Source organism: Streptomyces sp. NPDC041814 (assembly GCF_055590565.1).
Window position 1 is genome coordinate 234849 of record NZ_JBVJAM010000010.1, and the last position, 13496, is coordinate 248344.

Sequence of the window (13496 nt, forward strand, 5' to 3'; positions counted from 1 at the left end):
GGGCGGGGCTACGTCACGGCGCTCCGGATTCCGAGGGCGATCAGGATCGCCGATGTGGCCCTGGCGGTGGTGCGTTTGAAGCGGGGGGTCCGGAGGACGCGGGCCGCGCGGAGGATGAGGAAGGTCCATGCCGTCAGCCAGAGGGTGATCAGGAGGGCGTGGGCCGTGGCCAGGGTGAGGATCTGGCCGGGCAGCGGGCGCTGGGGCGTGACGAACTGGGGGACCAGGGTCAGGTAGATCGCGGCGGCCTTCGGGTTGAGGACGTTGGCGAGGAGCGCCTGGGCGCAGACGGAGTCCGTACGCCTCGGGCGGGGCCGGCGCGCGGCCGGTGCGGCGGAGCGCCAGGTCCACAGGCCCAGGCCGATCAGGTAGGCCGCGCCGATGAGCTTGACCGTCGTGAAGGCCACGCTGGAGTGCATGACCAGGGCCGACAGGCCGGCCACGGCGAGCGCGGCGTGTGCGTACAGGCCGGTGACCGTGCCGAGGACGACCGGGAGCGCCCGGCGGCGGCCGCCCTCGGTGACGTGCTGGACCAGCAGGGTCAGGCTGGCGCCGGGGGTGGCGATCAGAGGGAGGACCGCCACCAGGAATCCGGCGACGGCGACGGGGCGGACCACGGGGATCAGAGCACGACCCGGTAGTGGGTGGTCAGACGGCGGTCGTCGGACAGGACGTGGAACGCGAGGCCGGGCGGCTGGTCGAGGTCGGCGAACTCGGTGCCCTCCCAGGGCAGGCGCAGGGTCCAGGTGACCGCCGGTCCGACGATCAACGGCCGCCCGGCGAACGCGGACGCCGCCGCCGTGTGGGCGTGGCCCGTGAGGACGGCGACGACCCGCGGGTGCGCGGCGAGCAAGTCGGCCAGCTCCTGCGGCTGTTCGAGCATGCAGGAGTCGGGCAGCGGGTGGTGCAGCTCGACGGGCGGCTGGTGGAAGGCGATCAGCGCGGGGGTGTCCCGCGGCAGCGCGGTCAGCGTGGCGTCGATCCAGGCGAGCGTTTCGGCGTCGAGGCGCCCCTCGTCGCGGCCGGGGATGGTGGCGTCGCACATCAGGACCGCGGTCCCGGCGATGTGGTGCGCCCGGTTGACGGGGCCGTCGTCGGGCGCCTCCCCGAGGAGGGCCTTGCGGTACGCCGGTCGGGCGTCGTGGTTGCCGGGGCAGGTGAGCACGGGGAACGGGGCGGCCAGGATGCGGGCCGCCTCCTCGTACTCCGCCTCCGCGCCGTGGTCCGCGATGTCGCCGGTGACCAGGAGCGCGTCGACGGGGTGGGGCAGGGCGCGCAGGTAGTCCATGACGCGGATGGCGCGCCGGGTCGCCCGCGCGCTGCCGTCCAGGTGCAGGTCGCTGATCTGTGCGAGCAGGGTCATGCCGCGGTCACCTCTAACGGTAGTTTTCAGTTTTTCCGTTAGGGACATTAGGGTGTGCGCGAGGGTGTGTTCAAGTGGGCGGCGACAGGAAGGGGTGCCTTGTGGAGCGGTGGCCCGCGCTGGAACTGGCGAGCACGATCCGCCACGACGGGGACGGCGGCGTCGCGGACGACCTGGCGACGGTCGCCGGTACGACGCGCTGGATCCGGGAGCACGGGGAGCCCTCGGCCGGTGACCTCGTGGCGGACGAAGCGTTCCGCCTCGACCTCGTCGAGCTGCGGCAGGCGGTCCGCGCCCTGTTCGCGCGAGCGGTCAGCCCCGCGCCCGCCAGCCCGGCGGACGCCCACCGCCTGATGCCCGCCGCCGAGGCGACGGCCCGCCTCAACACGGCCGCCGCGCGGGAACCGGTCGCCCCGCAGCTCGACTGGCCGGCCGACGGCACCCCCGCCGCGACCCTGCTGACCGCGGAGACCGACCCGTACGTCCGCCTCGTCGCGGCCCTGGCCCGTGACGCGATCACCTTCCTGAGCGGCCCGCAACGCACACAACTCCGCTCCTGCACCGCGCCCCGCTGCGTGCGCTACTTCGTCAAGGCCCACGGCCGCCAGGAGTGGTGCAAGCCGTCCTGCGGCAACCGCGCACGGGCGGCTCGCCACTATCGGCGTCAGCGGGGGGAGGGCGGGGGCGCTTCGTCCTGACGGCTGCGGGTGGGCGACGGGGCCCGGAAACGAAGTAGGCGCGCGGCGACGGGTTGCGCGCGGAGGCCGTGAGGGGGCGCGGTCTGCCAGCGGCGCATCTGCGGGGGCCTCGACGAGAGGTTCCCGCCGGTCACTCGGGTTTCGGTCAGGACAACGGCGCTTCCGGGAAGTCCAGTTCGTCCAGGAGTGATGCGAACAGATCCTCCGCGAACGTGGTGTGGGTGCGCAGCAGTTCCTCTATGTGGTGTTGCTCGGCCGTCGTGCGGACGCCGGCCGCTGTCGCCCAGGCGAGGGCGCGTTCGGCGTTGGCGGGGATCTCGGCGTCGAGTTCGGCCCGCTTACGGGCGCGGGCCTCCTCGAACTCCGGGGAGTCGGTCCACACGCCCTCGTCGCCCACGTCCGCGGCGGTCCTGAGGAACGAGGACGCGGCGTTGTCCGGATTGAGCCACGCGTGCCAGTGGTGGCCCTCGGGGCCCAGGCCGGTGACGAGGGCGGTGCCGCTGTCGGTGACCTGGGCGACGCAGGCGGGTGCGCCGGTCCACTCGACCAGGCCGGACAGCATCTCGTACTCCCAGATGCCGGCTTCCAGTTGCAGGGTTCGCCAGCCGCCCGGGCGGATCGGCCACTCGTGTGCCTCGTCGCACTGTCCCGGGGCGATGTCGGCGAACAAGGGCGCCTCCAGCAGGGGGCGTTGGCTGCGGGCGAAGACCAGGTGACCTGAGAATCCCATGGGTTGCACGGTACGGGGCGCCCACGGGTCACGCCGGGGCGGCGGGACGGACACGACTCGGGTGCCGGAGTGCCGTGCGCGCGGTGCGGCGGGGATCATGGCCGGAACATACGGATTCACGGAGGGGGCTCGCGTGTTCGGCAAAGTGGGGCGGATGGTCAGAAACCTGGAGGCGACCGGGGTGGGGCTGGTGCCCGATCACGCGGTCGTGGTCGACGCGCCGGACGCGCGGGCCGTCGAGGCGCTGGATGCCGCCCGCCGCGGCGCGTACGCACCGGCCCGGGCGCTGCTCGCCGCCACCCGCGCGGAGGCCGACTGGGCGCTCCGGCACGAGGCCGTCGCCGCCCTCGCCGAGATCGCCGTGGACGACGCGGCCTGGCTGGGCGCCTGGCTGGACGAGTCGCCGGAGGATCCCGACGCACTCGCCGTCGAGGCGTTCCGGCGCATCGAGGAGGCGTGGACGGTCCGGACGGCCGCGCGGGCCAAGGACGTGAGCGAGGAGCAGGCCCGCGCCTTCCACGCGCTGCTGGACGACGCGCTGACGGTCATCGAGGCGGCCGTCGCGGCGAGCCCCGGCGACCCGGTGCCGTGGTCCGCCGCGCTGCCGCACTGCATCGGTGCCCAGGCCCCGCGCGAGGTCTTCGAAGAGTGCCTGGGCCAGGCGCTCGCCTGCGCGCCCCACCACCTGCCCACCCACCTGCACGCCGTGCAGTACCTCGCCGCCAAGTGGTACGGCAGCCATGCGGAGATGTTCGGCTACGCGGCCCGCGTCGCCGCCGACGCCCCGGAGGGCTCCCCCCTGCGCGCCCTGGAGGTCGTGGCGCTGACCGAGGTCGTCCCGCAGGAGGGCCGGCGCCCCGAGGACGGGGTGCCCGGCCCGGACGGGATCGACGCGATCATCGCCACCGCGCAGGCGTACTCCGCCTCGCGCCCGCCCGAGGACCGCGCGGCGCGGCTGATCCGCAACCACCTGGTGTGGGTGCTGAACGGGCGCGAGCGCTGGGCCGAGTCGCTGGACGTCTACCGCTCCATCGGGCGGTACGCCACCAGGCACCCGTGGGTCTACGCGGGCGAGCCGCTGGAGATGTTCCGGGCGATCCGGGACAGCGCCCGCGCCGGACTCGCCGGCTCCATCCCCCGTAACGGCACCGTCCCCGCTCCCGCCGTGCCCCTGCCGGAGTCCGTGCGGACGGAGGCGGCCCACGAGATCGCGTACGTGCCCGGCGCGCCGCAGCGCGTCTCGCAGGAGCTGCTGCTGTGCGGGGCCACCGTCCGGCTCGCCCCGGCCGGGCGGTGGACGCTGATGGAGTCGGCCCCCTCGCAGGAGGCCCCGGGCAAGCGCGGGCGCCGGGCGACGGTGCTGCGGCTCGACGGTCTGGCGGCGGTGGCGGAGACCGCGTTCGACTCCGCCGGGATGACTACGCTGGTCGCCCGCTGCGAGGGGAGCGACGCGCGCGTCCTCACCGTCGTCGCCAAGGGCCGGACGGCCGCACGGCACCAGTGGGCGGGGGCCGGTTCGGTGCCCTCCCAGGAGACCGCGCACCAGCACGCGCAGGCGCTCGTCGCGGCGGCCGGCCAGGGCGACGCCCGCGAGATCGCGCGGCTGCTGCGGGACCCGGGCGACCCGTCGGAGCTCCTGATCCGCACCCTGACCGCGCTCGGCCTCCCGCCCCTCCCGGTCGGCTTCGGCGAGCGCGCCGAGGTCCTGGCCGACGCCCGGGGCGCCACGGTCCACCAGGCCCGCTCGCTCTGGCAGGGCATGAAGGACTTCATGAGCGACGAGACCGACCCGAACCCGCCGTTGCAGCTGGACGGGCGGTGACCTCAAGGAACAGGCGCGCGACACTGGGCGGCATGGATGAGATCGAGGTCGTCGTCGCGCACTCCGAGCGGACGACGCTGCGGGTCGGGGACATGTTCCTGAAGGTGGACGCCGACCGGGCGCGGCTCGCCGTCGAGGCGGAGGCGATCGCGCTGGCGCCGGTCCCGGCGCCGGAGGTGCTCTGGCACAAGCCGTCCGTGCTGGCGCTCGCCGCCGTCCGGGGCACCGCGCTCGGCCGCCTCGGGGAGCCGTCGCCCGCGTCACCGGCGGCGTGGGCGGCGGCGGGGGCCGCGATCCGCAGGCTGCACGAGGCGCCGTTGCCTCCGTGGCCCGGGCGGAGCGTGGACGCCCTGGCGGCCGAGCTGGAGCGGGAGTGCGACTGGCTCCTGGCCCATGAGGTCCTGCCCGCCGAGCTGGTCATCCGCAACCGCGGGATCGCGGAGGCGGCGCTGCGGCCGTGGGAGCCGGTGTTCGTGCACGGCGACCTCCAGATCATCCATGTGTTCACCGGCGACGACGACGAGGTCACCGGCATCATCGACTGGTCCGAGGCGGCGCGCGGGGACGCGCTGTACGACCTCGCCACGCTGACGCTGGGGCACGAGGAGCGCCTGGCCGACCTCCTGGCGGGTTACGGCACCGACGTCGATCCGGACATCGTCCGCGCCTGGTGGTCGCTGCGCAGCCTCACCGCGTACCGCTGGCTGGTTCAGCACGGCTTCGACCCGGCGGCGCCGGGGTGCGAACTGGACGTCCTGCGGGCCGCGATGTGACGGACAACTTCCCCGGCACCGTGCGCCGTTGACGGCCTTTGTGCGTCAAGTCGCGGGAATCACGGGCGCCTCAGCCTCATTTCGCGCACCATGGTGACGATCAGGCGTCCGTACGCAGGGGGGCACATGTCCGATACCGAGAATCCGGCTGTCGACACGGGCGCCGGGACGACGGACGCGGCAGCGCCGGGCACTCCGCTCGTCGGGGTCGCGCTCGTCGTCGCGGTCACGGTCATCGTGCTGTGGCTCGGGCTTCTCGCCTGGCTGGCGTTCCACACCGACGCGAGCGAAGTCGCCTGGTCGCGCCTGCTCATCGTGCTCGGCTCGGTGGAAGCCGTCGCGTTCGCGGCCATCGGTGCCCTGTTCGGCACGACGGTGCAGCGGCAGCGGGTGGCGGATCTGGCGGCCCGCACCGAGGCCGCCGAGTCCCGTGCGCAGGCCAACGAGACAGCGGCCCTCAACGGGCACAGACTGGCGTCGGCGGTCCAGGCGTCCCGCGCCCCCGGCGGCAGCGGCCCGGACACGGAACAGCTGTCCGCCGACCGCCGGTCCGGCCAGGACCCCCTGCTCGAACTGGCCAACCGGCTGTTTCCGGTCGAAAGGCCCTAGGCGCGGCCGTGGACCCCATCGGAAGGCTGGTGCGCGACGGCGAGCCCGTCGCGACGGCGGCCGTGCTCACCGCCGACGGACTCGCCGCGACCGCTGCTCATGTCCTCGCGTCGCACGAGGCCGCGCAGTGGACCTTCGAGCCGATCGCCGCTCCCGGATTCTCGTTCCCCGTCGACTGCTCGCCGCCCTCGGACAGCGCGGCCGACGTGGCGCTGATCCAGGTGCGCGAAGCCGGTGACTGGGACCCGGTGACGCTCACCTCGCACGCGGGCGCCACCCCCGGCGCCCCGGTCCACCTCCGCGGATTCGCCGCGTCCCGCGACTACGACTCCGGCGTCGGCCACTACGTCGGCCCGGCGGCGCAGAACGGCCGGGCCTGGGTGAAGGTGAGCTGCCGGCACGCCCAGCCGGGCATGAGCGGCGCACCGGTCCTGCTCACCGGCACGGGCAGCGCCATCGGCATCGTGTCGGCCCGTCTCAACTCAGGCAGCTGGAACCGCGATTCCGTGCTGCTCGCCCCCGCCTCGGAACTCGTCGCGCTCGCCCCCGGGCGTCTGCGTCTGGCCGCACCCGCCCACCGTCATGCCGACGGGACTCTGCGGCTGTCCTGGTTGCGCGGCGGTTCGGCTGAACTCATCCTGGAATCCGACGACTTCACCGTCTCGCTGGGCCGCAACGTGCACAACCGGGTGTATCTGCCGGACCACCGCGACAGCCGGTTCCACGGGCATCTCTCGCTGATCGGTGCCGGTCTGACCTACCAGCACCTGGGCTCCCACCCCGCGTATCTGGCGGGCCCCACACGCCAGTTGAGGCTCGCCAAGGGGGACTCCTGCCCGGTCGGGGACAAGGACCGGCTGAGCGTCGGGAGCGGAACGCTGCTGGTCGAGTTCTCCGCACCCGACCTGTACGACCCGAACGCCAACGTGACGCCGGAGGCGCCTGAATGAAGGGGTGATCAACCAGTTGGACGCCGATTCCGATACGGACCTGACGGCCGCCGGGCCGTACGAGCCGCCTCCACCGCCCTCCGGCGCACCCGCTGCCATCGGCGAGGTGCTGTCCGACCGCTGGGCGGTGGCGGAGATCCGCCGCGGCGGGCAGGCATGGGTCCTCATCGTCGATGACCTCGAACGCGGCGGCCGCCGCGCGATCAAGGTCCCGCTGTCCGGAGCACTCGTCGGCGACGACGAACTGGAGATGCTGCTCAGGCTCCAACCGCACCGGCACACGGTCACCACGCTCGGCGTCATCGACGTGCGCGGGCAGCAGGGCATCGTCTTCGACTACGCGCCCTCGACCCTGACCGACCTGATCCGGCTCGGCCACGGGCTCTCACTCACCGGAGTCCTGCAGCAGGTGTGCGCCGGAATGGCGCATCTTTCCGACATCGTCGAGGTGGCCCACCTCGACCTCAAGCCGTCGAACGTACTCGTCGACGAGCACGGTCACGCCAAGGTCGCCGACTTCGGCCTGGCCCAGCGGGTGCGCATCCAGGACGGGCGCTTCGCGGGCGCGCGGGGCGGCACCTGGGCGTACGCGGCGCCCGAGGTGCTGCGCCGGGAGCCGTGCGACACCCGCGCCGACATCTTCTCCTTCGGCGTGCTCCTGTACGAGGCGTGCACGGGCAGGCTCCCCTACCCCTTCGCCCTGGCGCCCGACCCGGTCGCCCAGCGGGCGCAACTGCTGGACTACTACGCGTCCCCGGGCCCGGGCGAACGGCAGAGCGAGCTCTACTACTGGGGGCAGTCCAGGCTGACCCAGGTGCCCGTCACCCCGCCCGGTGAGGGCATCAGCATCCTCTTGTCGAGCTGCCTGCAGCAGCACCTGTCGGAGCGGCCGCAGTCGTTCACCATGGTCGCCGAGATGCTGGCCCGAGCGGTCCGGAGGCCACCGGTCGACGCCCCGGAGACTCCGCTGGCGCAGATCGACCAGCAGCGCCGGTCGCTCTCGCTGGCCGAGGTGCTGATCCGGCTCGACCGGCTCGACGAGGCCATCAGCCGGCTCAACCGGCTGCTGGCGTCGCCCTTGCCCCCGGCTCTCTTCGAGACCGCACGGCAGACGGCGGTGCGGGCGCTGACGAGGGCCGGGCGGCATGCCGAAGCAACCGAACTAGCGGATTGGCGGTGACCTCCATGCGGCGGTTCGACCTGGCGGAATGGAAACGGAGCCCGCGCCTGACGGGCCTACGGGGCACGGTGGCGGGGCTGCTGACGGAAGGGCGGCACCGTAGCGCGCTGGACGAAGCCCTGCGCGGTCTGCGCCGTGATCCGGAGAATCTCGACGGCCTGTTCGTGGCGCTCACGGCGCTGACCCAGAATCGGACGGTGCGGCTCGGGTCTCCCGAACCCATCACCGAAATGCAGCGGTGGAACGCACTGCTGGCGCCGATCATGACGGCGTGCTCGGCCTGCGACGCCTGCTGGTACTCGACGCACGCGGTCCTGTTCGCCGACCACGATGTGGAGTTCCAGCCGGCGAACCCCATCGGCCTGCAATGCCAGAAGTGCCGGTACACGCTGTGCAGGGAGTGTCTGAAGGCGCAGCGGCCGACCTCGTACACAGAGTCCGTCGACGCGCCGGAAGTGGTCGCGGGCTCCTGCGCGAACACCGCCTGCGACGGCCGGGCACTGAACGTACCGGTCCTCCCCACCGGCCGTTCCGACGTCACCCCCATGGACCCGAACGCGATCGAGGGCGTACTCGTCGTACGGGACGGCCCCATCCGTCCGACGACGGACGACGCCCTCACCGTGGTGACCAGGTTCCTCCCCCTCCTCCCCGAGGACGCGCCCCTCCTCCACATCCGCGGGGCCCGTCCCGGCACCATGAGCGACCACGGCACCCGCGACGCGCTCGCCCAGTCCCTGCTGCTCGACCTGGAACGCGAAGGCGTGCTGGCCCCCGCCTCCTGGGGACGCTCCAGCCGCATGCACATCCTGGCCGGTCCCGCGGGGGACGGCGACTACCTGCTCGTGCCGGTCCGGAAGAGCCCCGGGCGCGTCCGACCGGCCGCTCCGCACGCCGCGTCCGCCCCGGGCACGTACACCTACCTCCTGCAGATCCTGCCCCTCCGGGGCAACTGGGCCACGCTGCGCGACCCGCGCACCGGAGACTTCCACGAGGGCACGTTCGGCGCCCTCTCGGCACCGGCCGAAGCGCTCCCGGGCATCGCGCAGGGGATCATCAAACGCTTCGAGCGCATGGGGCAGTCGCGCCGCGTCATGTTCTTCGAGGGCGACCGCACGCAGGAGCAGGGCCTCACCACGGACGACGTGTACGGCATCGCCACGGAAGGCAGCACCTCGCTCGCGCCGTTCTCCGACGGGCCGGGATGAGCGGCGTGTGAGCCGGTCCTGTCACAGCCCCATCGACGCGAGGGCGTCGCGCAGGTCCTCGACGCCGCGGTAGTGGTGGCCGGTCAGGCCCGCGTCCCGTGCCGCTTCCACATGGCCGGTGGTGTCGTCGACGAACAGGCAGCGGCGCGGTTCCGCGCCCACGGCGCGGGCCGCGGCCTCGAAGACCCGGCGGTCGGGCTTGGCGACGCCTGTGCGGGCGGTGTTGACCACCGCGTCGAACGCGTCCGCCAGGCCCAGCGCGGCGAGGTCGGCCTCCAGCCGGGTCGTGGCGTTGGAGACCAGCACCACGGGGATCCGGGCCCGGAGGGGTGTCAGCAGGTCCAGGACCTCCCTGTCGACGCGACCGGTCAGCGCCGTCCAGTCGCGTACGAGGTCCTGGGCGAGGGCCGCCGACCCGCAGCTCCCGGCCAGGGATTCCGCCACCCGCAGCCGCCACCGCTCGTCGCTGATCCGGCCGGTGACGGCCTCGTCCAGGAGAGCGGGCCGGAAGGCGGCGCTCGCGAGGGTGCCTTCGGGCAGGCCCGCCCGGCGGTCGAGAGCGGCCATGCCGTCCGGATCCCAGAGGCGCACGACACCGTCGAAGTCACAGAGCACGGCGTCGAAGGGTGAGTTGTCCATGACCTCGATCCTGCCACCGGGACGGCGCTCCCGGGCCGGTTGTCAGTGGCCGGTGTGCGCGGGCTCATTCCGCACATGAGGGAGGAGCTCCGGTCGTCCGGACATCGTCCGCGAACTCCTCGACGGCCGTACGGGGCTCGGGCCCCGCTGAGCAGAATCATGCAAGCGTGCTTGATTGTTCCGGCGGCTGCTGCCACGCTCGACGCGACGGACGGCAGAGAAGGAGACCGCGGATGAGCCCGCTCGCACCGCCCGCCCACACGCGCGGCGTCACCACCCTCACGCTCGACTCGCCCGGCAACCGCAACGCGCTCAGCGCCGGGCTCGTCGCCGGGCTGGCGGAGGCGCTGGACGCGTGCGCGGCCGACGCGTCCGTGCGGGCCGTCGTGCTCACCCACACCGGGACCACCTTCTGCGCGGGCGCCGATCTGCGCGCCCCGGCCGATCCGCACGACTTCGTGGCGTTGATGCGGCGGATCGTCGCGCTGCCCAAGCCCGTGGTGGCCCGGGTGACCGGGCATGTCCGGGCCGGGGGGCTCGGGCTGCTCGCGGCGTGCGACATCTCCGTGGCCGGGGCGGGGGCGACCTTCGCGCTCACCGAGTCCCGGCTCGGGCTCGCGCCCGCCGTCATCTCGATGCCGCTGCTCCCGCGCATCGACCCGCGCGCCGCCGCCCGCTACTACCTGACCGGCGAGAAGTTCCACGCGGACGAGGCCGAGCGCATCGGGCTCGTCACGATGGCCGCCGACGACGTGGACGGCTCGGTCGACGGCGTACTGGACGATCTGCGGCGGGCCTCGCCGCAGGGGCTGGCGGCCTCCAAGGCACTGGTCACGGCTACTGTGCTCCAGAGTTTCGACCAGCACGCCGAAGACCTCATCGCCCGCTCCGCCCAGCTCTTCGCCTCCGACGAGGCCCGGGAGGGGATGACGGCCTTCCTCGAACGACGGGACCCCGCATGGGCGTTGTGACACCGGGCGGCACGAGCCCGGGCCCCAAACAGGACCGCAGCCGCGCCACCCGCCGCCGCCTCCTGGAGGCCGCCGTGGCCTGCCTCGCCGAACACGGCTGGGCCGGGTCCACCGTCGCCGTCGTCGCGGAACGGGCCGGGGTCTCGCGGGGCGCGGCCCAGCACCACTTCCCCACCCGCGAGGACCTGTTCACCGCCGCTGTCGAATACGTCGCCGAGGAACGCTCCGCCGCCCTGCGCGCCGTCCCCGACCAGGACCGGGCCGCCGTCGTCGCCGCCCTGGTCGACCTCTACACCGGCCCCCTCTTCCGCGCCGCCCTCCAGCTCTGGGTCGCCGCGTCCAACGAGGAGCAACTGCGGCCCCGCGTGACGGAACTGGAGGCCCGGGTCGGGCGCGAGACCCACCGCATCGCCGTCCACCTCCTGCGCGCCGACGAGGAGCGGCCCGGGGTGCGCGAGACCGTGCAGGGGCTGCTCGACATGGCCCGGGGGCTCGGCCTCGCCAACGTCCTCACCGACGACACCGCCCGCCGCCGCAAGGTGGTCGCCCAGTGGGCGGAGCTGCTGGACGAGGCCCTGGGGTGAGCGGACCGGGGCGGCACAAACGCCTTGGTGTCCGGGGAGCGCCCGGATAGGGTCCCCACCATGACCAGCAGCGCCACGCCCCCCTTCCCCCAGCACATCGAGCTCAGGGGCGAGGGGCTCGTCCTGCGCGACTGGGCCGAGGACGACCTCGCCGCCATGCCGGAGCTCTTCGACCACCCGGACATCGCGTACTGGACCCCGATCGTCTCGCCCTTCGACGCCGAGGCCGCCCGCAACCGGCTGGCGAAGGCCCGGCAGCTCCGGGCGGACGGCACGGCCGTGCTGCTCGCCATCACGCTCGACGGCGGCGCCCCGCTCGGCGAGGTCATGCTCCGGCGCGCCCCCGAGGGCACGGAGCTGGGTTACGCGGTCGGCCCCGCCCACCGCGGGCAGGGGCTCGCCGGGCGGGCGGTGCGGGTGATGGCCGCGTACGCCTTCGGGGAACTGGGCGTCGACCGGGTCATCCTGGAGCTGGAGGCGGAGAACGCGGCGAGCGTCGCCGTCGCCACCGCGAACGGCTTCCGGCTGCTCGGCGTCCCGCTCATCGAGGGCGAGGAGAAGGGGCGCCGGTACGCCCTCCAGACCTGGGCGCTCGACCGGGGCTGAGGCCCGCGCCGGACCCCCGACGCCCCGGACCCCGACGCCCTCAGACCCCCGCCTCCTCCCGCGCCCCCGGCACCGGCAGTTCCTCCACCGCGTCCACCGGCCCGTCCAGCACCCGCAGCGAGCGGGTCAGGTGCAGGGCGACCGCCAGCGCGGCCATCAGCACCATCAGGAACAGCACCGCGCCCTGCACCCCGATGCGCTCGCCCAGGAAGCCCGCGCCCAGCGGGCCCGTCCACTGCAGGGCCTGCATGCCGAAGCGGCTCACGGCGGAGACCCGGCCGCTGTACTCGTCGGGCACGAGGCGGACCTCGTACGACTCCAGGATCACGTTCAGCGGGACCATCGCGGCCGTCGCCACCAGGAGCACCGCGCCGATCTGCCAGGGCTCGGGGACCAGCGCGACCACGGCGAAGGACTCCACGAAGACCCAGGCGGAGACCAGCAGGGCGGTCCGGGCGCGGACCCGGGCCAGCAGGAGCGGGCCGATCACCGCGCCGACGACCCCGCCGACCAGGGCCGTCGCGTTGACGAAGCCGATGGTCTGCGGGTCGCCGCCGCGGTGCTTCACGAGGGCGATCAGCAGCAGGAAGAAGCCCTGGGCCACCGCGTTGAGCAGCGCCATCCAGATCACCGTGAACCGCAGATAGGCGTGGTCGCGGACGAAGCGGTAACCGGCCACCACGTCCCGGCCGATGCCGGGGCGCTCCGCCCCCGGCTCGCGGTCCGGGCCGAGCGGGCGGCGGATGAGCGCGGCGCCCAGGGACGCGAACAGGAACGACACCGCGTCCGCCAGGAAGGGCGCCCAGCGCGCCGCGGAGAACAGCAGCCCGCCCAGCGGGGCGCCGATGACGCGGGCCGCCATGTCCCGGCCCATCGAGCGGGCGGTGGCCTCCCCGATCTGCTCCTTCGGCACGATCCGGCGCAGCGAGGGGATCGTCGATCCCGAGGTGATCCCGGACGCGGCACCGGCCACGCCGGCCAGCGCGGAGAGCAGCCACACCGCCGCGTCGCCGCGGTGGACCGCGTACGCGACCGCGCCGAGCGCCGCCGCCTGCACCAGGGGGCCGGTGACCAGGATGAGGCGGCGGGAGACCCGGTCCGCGAGGGCGCCGCCGAGGAGCGTGGTCGCGAGGGTGCCGACCATCGTGGCGGCGGTGATCACCCCGGCCCGGGCGACCGATCCGGTGGCGTACAGGATCAGCAGGGGGAAGGCGATGTTCGAGACGCTGGTGCCGAGCGCGGAGAGGCCGTGCCCCGCCCACCAGCCGACGTAGTCCCGGTTGCGCCACAGCGAGGGCCGGGCGCCGGCGGGCGGACCGTCCTGGGGCGGCCCCGTCTCCGTACCGTCACGTCGCATGCCCTG

The 13496-nt window shown here is 74.0% G+C and carries 15 protein-coding genes; 10 read left to right on the forward strand and 5 right to left on the reverse strand.

Annotated elements, in window-relative coordinates; genetic code table 11:
- Positions 1-8: 8 nt before the first annotated feature.
- Complete coding sequence (locus ACZ6C6_RS25325; RefSeq protein WP_469205564.1) at positions 9-617, reverse strand: LysE family translocator; 609 nt, start codon at positions 615-617, stop codon at positions 9-11.
- A 5-nt stretch (positions 618-622) separates the two neighbouring features.
- Positions 623-1363 carry a metallophosphoesterase gene (locus ACZ6C6_RS25330; protein ID WP_469205566.1) on the reverse strand — a complete coding sequence of 247 codons (741 nt, stop codon included), beginning with the start codon at positions 1361-1363 and terminating at the stop codon, positions 623-625.
- 101 nt (positions 1364-1464) lie between these two features.
- Here ACZ6C6_RS25330 and ACZ6C6_RS25335 point away from each other — a divergent pair, with 101 nt between their 5' ends.
- Positions 1465-2061 (forward strand): CGNR zinc finger domain-containing protein, encoded by a 597-nt coding sequence (locus tag ACZ6C6_RS25335; RefSeq protein WP_469205568.1) that lies wholly within the window; start codon positions 1465-1467, stop codon positions 2059-2061.
- A 145-nt stretch (positions 2062-2206) separates the two neighbouring features.
- Here the strand turns inward: ACZ6C6_RS25335 and ACZ6C6_RS25340 are convergent, their stop codons facing one another.
- Positions 2207-2791, reverse strand: a complete 585-nt coding sequence (locus ACZ6C6_RS25340; RefSeq protein WP_469205570.1) for a hypothetical protein — start codon at positions 2789-2791, stop codon at positions 2207-2209.
- Between the two features lie 154 nt (positions 2792-2945).
- Between ACZ6C6_RS25340 and ACZ6C6_RS25345 the strand changes: the two genes are divergently transcribed.
- The 6 genes from ACZ6C6_RS25345 to ACZ6C6_RS25370 all read left to right on the forward strand — a co-directional run bounded on the left by ACZ6C6_RS25345 (position 2946) and on the right by ACZ6C6_RS25370 (position 9333).
- A complete protein-coding gene (locus ACZ6C6_RS25345; protein ID WP_469205572.1) occupies positions 2946-4613 on the forward strand; it encodes a hypothetical protein in 1668 nt (555 codons plus the stop codon).
- 32 nt (positions 4614-4645) lie between these two features.
- Complete coding sequence (locus ACZ6C6_RS25350) at positions 4646-5386, forward strand: phosphotransferase family protein (protein ID WP_469205574.1); 741 nt, start codon at positions 4646-4648, stop codon at positions 5384-5386.
- 126 nt (positions 5387-5512) lie between these two features.
- Positions 5513-5995, forward strand: a complete 483-nt coding sequence (locus tag ACZ6C6_RS25355) for a hypothetical protein (protein ID WP_469205576.1) — start codon at positions 5513-5515, stop codon at positions 5993-5995.
- An 8-nt stretch (positions 5996-6003) separates the two neighbouring features.
- On the forward strand, positions 6004-6945 hold the full coding sequence (locus ACZ6C6_RS25360; RefSeq protein ID WP_469205578.1) for a trypsin-like peptidase domain-containing protein: 942 nt from the start codon (positions 6004-6006) through the stop codon (positions 6943-6945).
- A 4-nt stretch (positions 6946-6949) separates the two neighbouring features.
- A complete protein-coding gene (locus tag ACZ6C6_RS25365; RefSeq protein ID WP_469205580.1) occupies positions 6950-8125 on the forward strand; it encodes a serine/threonine-protein kinase in 1176 nt (391 codons plus the stop codon).
- Between the two features lie 5 nt (positions 8126-8130).
- Positions 8131-9333, forward strand: a complete 1203-nt coding sequence (locus tag ACZ6C6_RS25370) for a hypothetical protein (RefSeq protein ID WP_469205730.1) — start codon at positions 8131-8133, stop codon at positions 9331-9333.
- Positions 9334-9354: 21 nt separating this feature from the next.
- Here ACZ6C6_RS25370 and ACZ6C6_RS25375 read toward each other — a convergent pair whose 3' ends face one another.
- On the reverse strand, positions 9355-9972 hold the full coding sequence (locus ACZ6C6_RS25375) for an HAD-IA family hydrolase (RefSeq protein WP_469205582.1): 618 nt from the start codon (positions 9970-9972) through the stop codon (positions 9355-9357).
- A 233-nt stretch (positions 9973-10205) separates the two neighbouring features.
- Here ACZ6C6_RS25375 and ACZ6C6_RS25380 point away from each other — a divergent pair, with 233 nt between their 5' ends.
- The 3 genes from ACZ6C6_RS25380 to ACZ6C6_RS25390 are packed head-to-tail and all read left to right on the forward strand — an operon-like array spanning position 10206 to position 12133.
- Positions 10206-10943: an enoyl-CoA hydratase family protein gene (locus ACZ6C6_RS25380; protein ID WP_469205584.1), complete on the forward strand. Its 738-nt coding sequence runs from the start codon at positions 10206-10208 to the stop codon at positions 10941-10943.
- On the forward strand, positions 10931-11527 hold the full coding sequence (locus ACZ6C6_RS25385) for a TetR/AcrR family transcriptional regulator (RefSeq protein WP_469205586.1): 597 nt from the start codon (positions 10931-10933) through the stop codon (positions 11525-11527). The genes ACZ6C6_RS25380 and ACZ6C6_RS25385 overlap by 13 nt, the downstream gene beginning before the upstream one ends.
- Positions 11528-11587: 60 nt before the next feature.
- Complete coding sequence (locus tag ACZ6C6_RS25390) at positions 11588-12133, forward strand: GNAT family N-acetyltransferase (protein WP_469205588.1); 546 nt, start codon at positions 11588-11590, stop codon at positions 12131-12133.
- A 40-nt stretch (positions 12134-12173) separates the two neighbouring features.
- Here the strand turns inward: ACZ6C6_RS25390 and ACZ6C6_RS25395 are convergent, their stop codons facing one another.
- Positions 12174-13490: an MFS transporter gene (locus ACZ6C6_RS25395; protein ID WP_469205590.1), complete on the reverse strand. Its 1317-nt coding sequence runs from the start codon at positions 13488-13490 to the stop codon at positions 12174-12176.
- Positions 13491-13496 lie beyond the last annotated feature (6 nt).

Bases quoted from the DNA above. Each gene is read 5' to 3' on its own strand.
- ACZ6C6_RS25350 (WP_469205574.1), top strand. From the start codon at position 4,646: ATGGATGAGATCGAGGTCGTCGTCGCGCACTCCGAGCGGACGACGCTG.
- ACZ6C6_RS25370 (WP_469205730.1), top strand. From the start codon at position 8,131: ATGCGGCGGTTCGACCTGGCGGAATGGAAACGGAGCCCGCGCCTGACG.
- ACZ6C6_RS25380 (WP_469205584.1), top strand. From the start codon at position 10,206: ATGAGCCCGCTCGCACCGCCCGCCCACACGCGCGGCGTCACCACCCTC.
- ACZ6C6_RS25345 (WP_469205572.1), top strand. From the start codon at position 2,946: ATGGTCAGAAACCTGGAGGCGACCGGGGTGGGGCTGGTGCCCGATCAC.
- ACZ6C6_RS25395 (WP_469205590.1), bottom strand. From the start codon at position 13,490: ATGCGACGTGACGGTACGGAGACGGGGCCGCCCCAGGACGGTCCGCCC.
- ACZ6C6_RS25355 (WP_469205576.1), top strand. From the start codon at position 5,513: ATGTCCGATACCGAGAATCCGGCTGTCGACACGGGCGCCGGGACGACG.
- ACZ6C6_RS25390 (WP_469205588.1), top strand. From the start codon at position 11,588: ATGACCAGCAGCGCCACGCCCCCCTTCCCCCAGCACATCGAGCTCAGG.
- ACZ6C6_RS25385 (WP_469205586.1), top strand. From the start codon at position 10,931: ATGGGCGTTGTGACACCGGGCGGCACGAGCCCGGGCCCCAAACAGGAC.
- ACZ6C6_RS25375 (WP_469205582.1), bottom strand. From the start codon at position 9,972: ATGGACAACTCACCCTTCGACGCCGTGCTCTGTGACTTCGACGGTGTC.
- ACZ6C6_RS25340 (WP_469205570.1), bottom strand. From the start codon at position 2,791: ATGGGATTCTCAGGTCACCTGGTCTTCGCCCGCAGCCAACGCCCCCTG.
- ACZ6C6_RS25330 (WP_469205566.1), bottom strand. From the start codon at position 1,363: ATGACCCTGCTCGCACAGATCAGCGACCTGCACCTGGACGGCAGCGCG.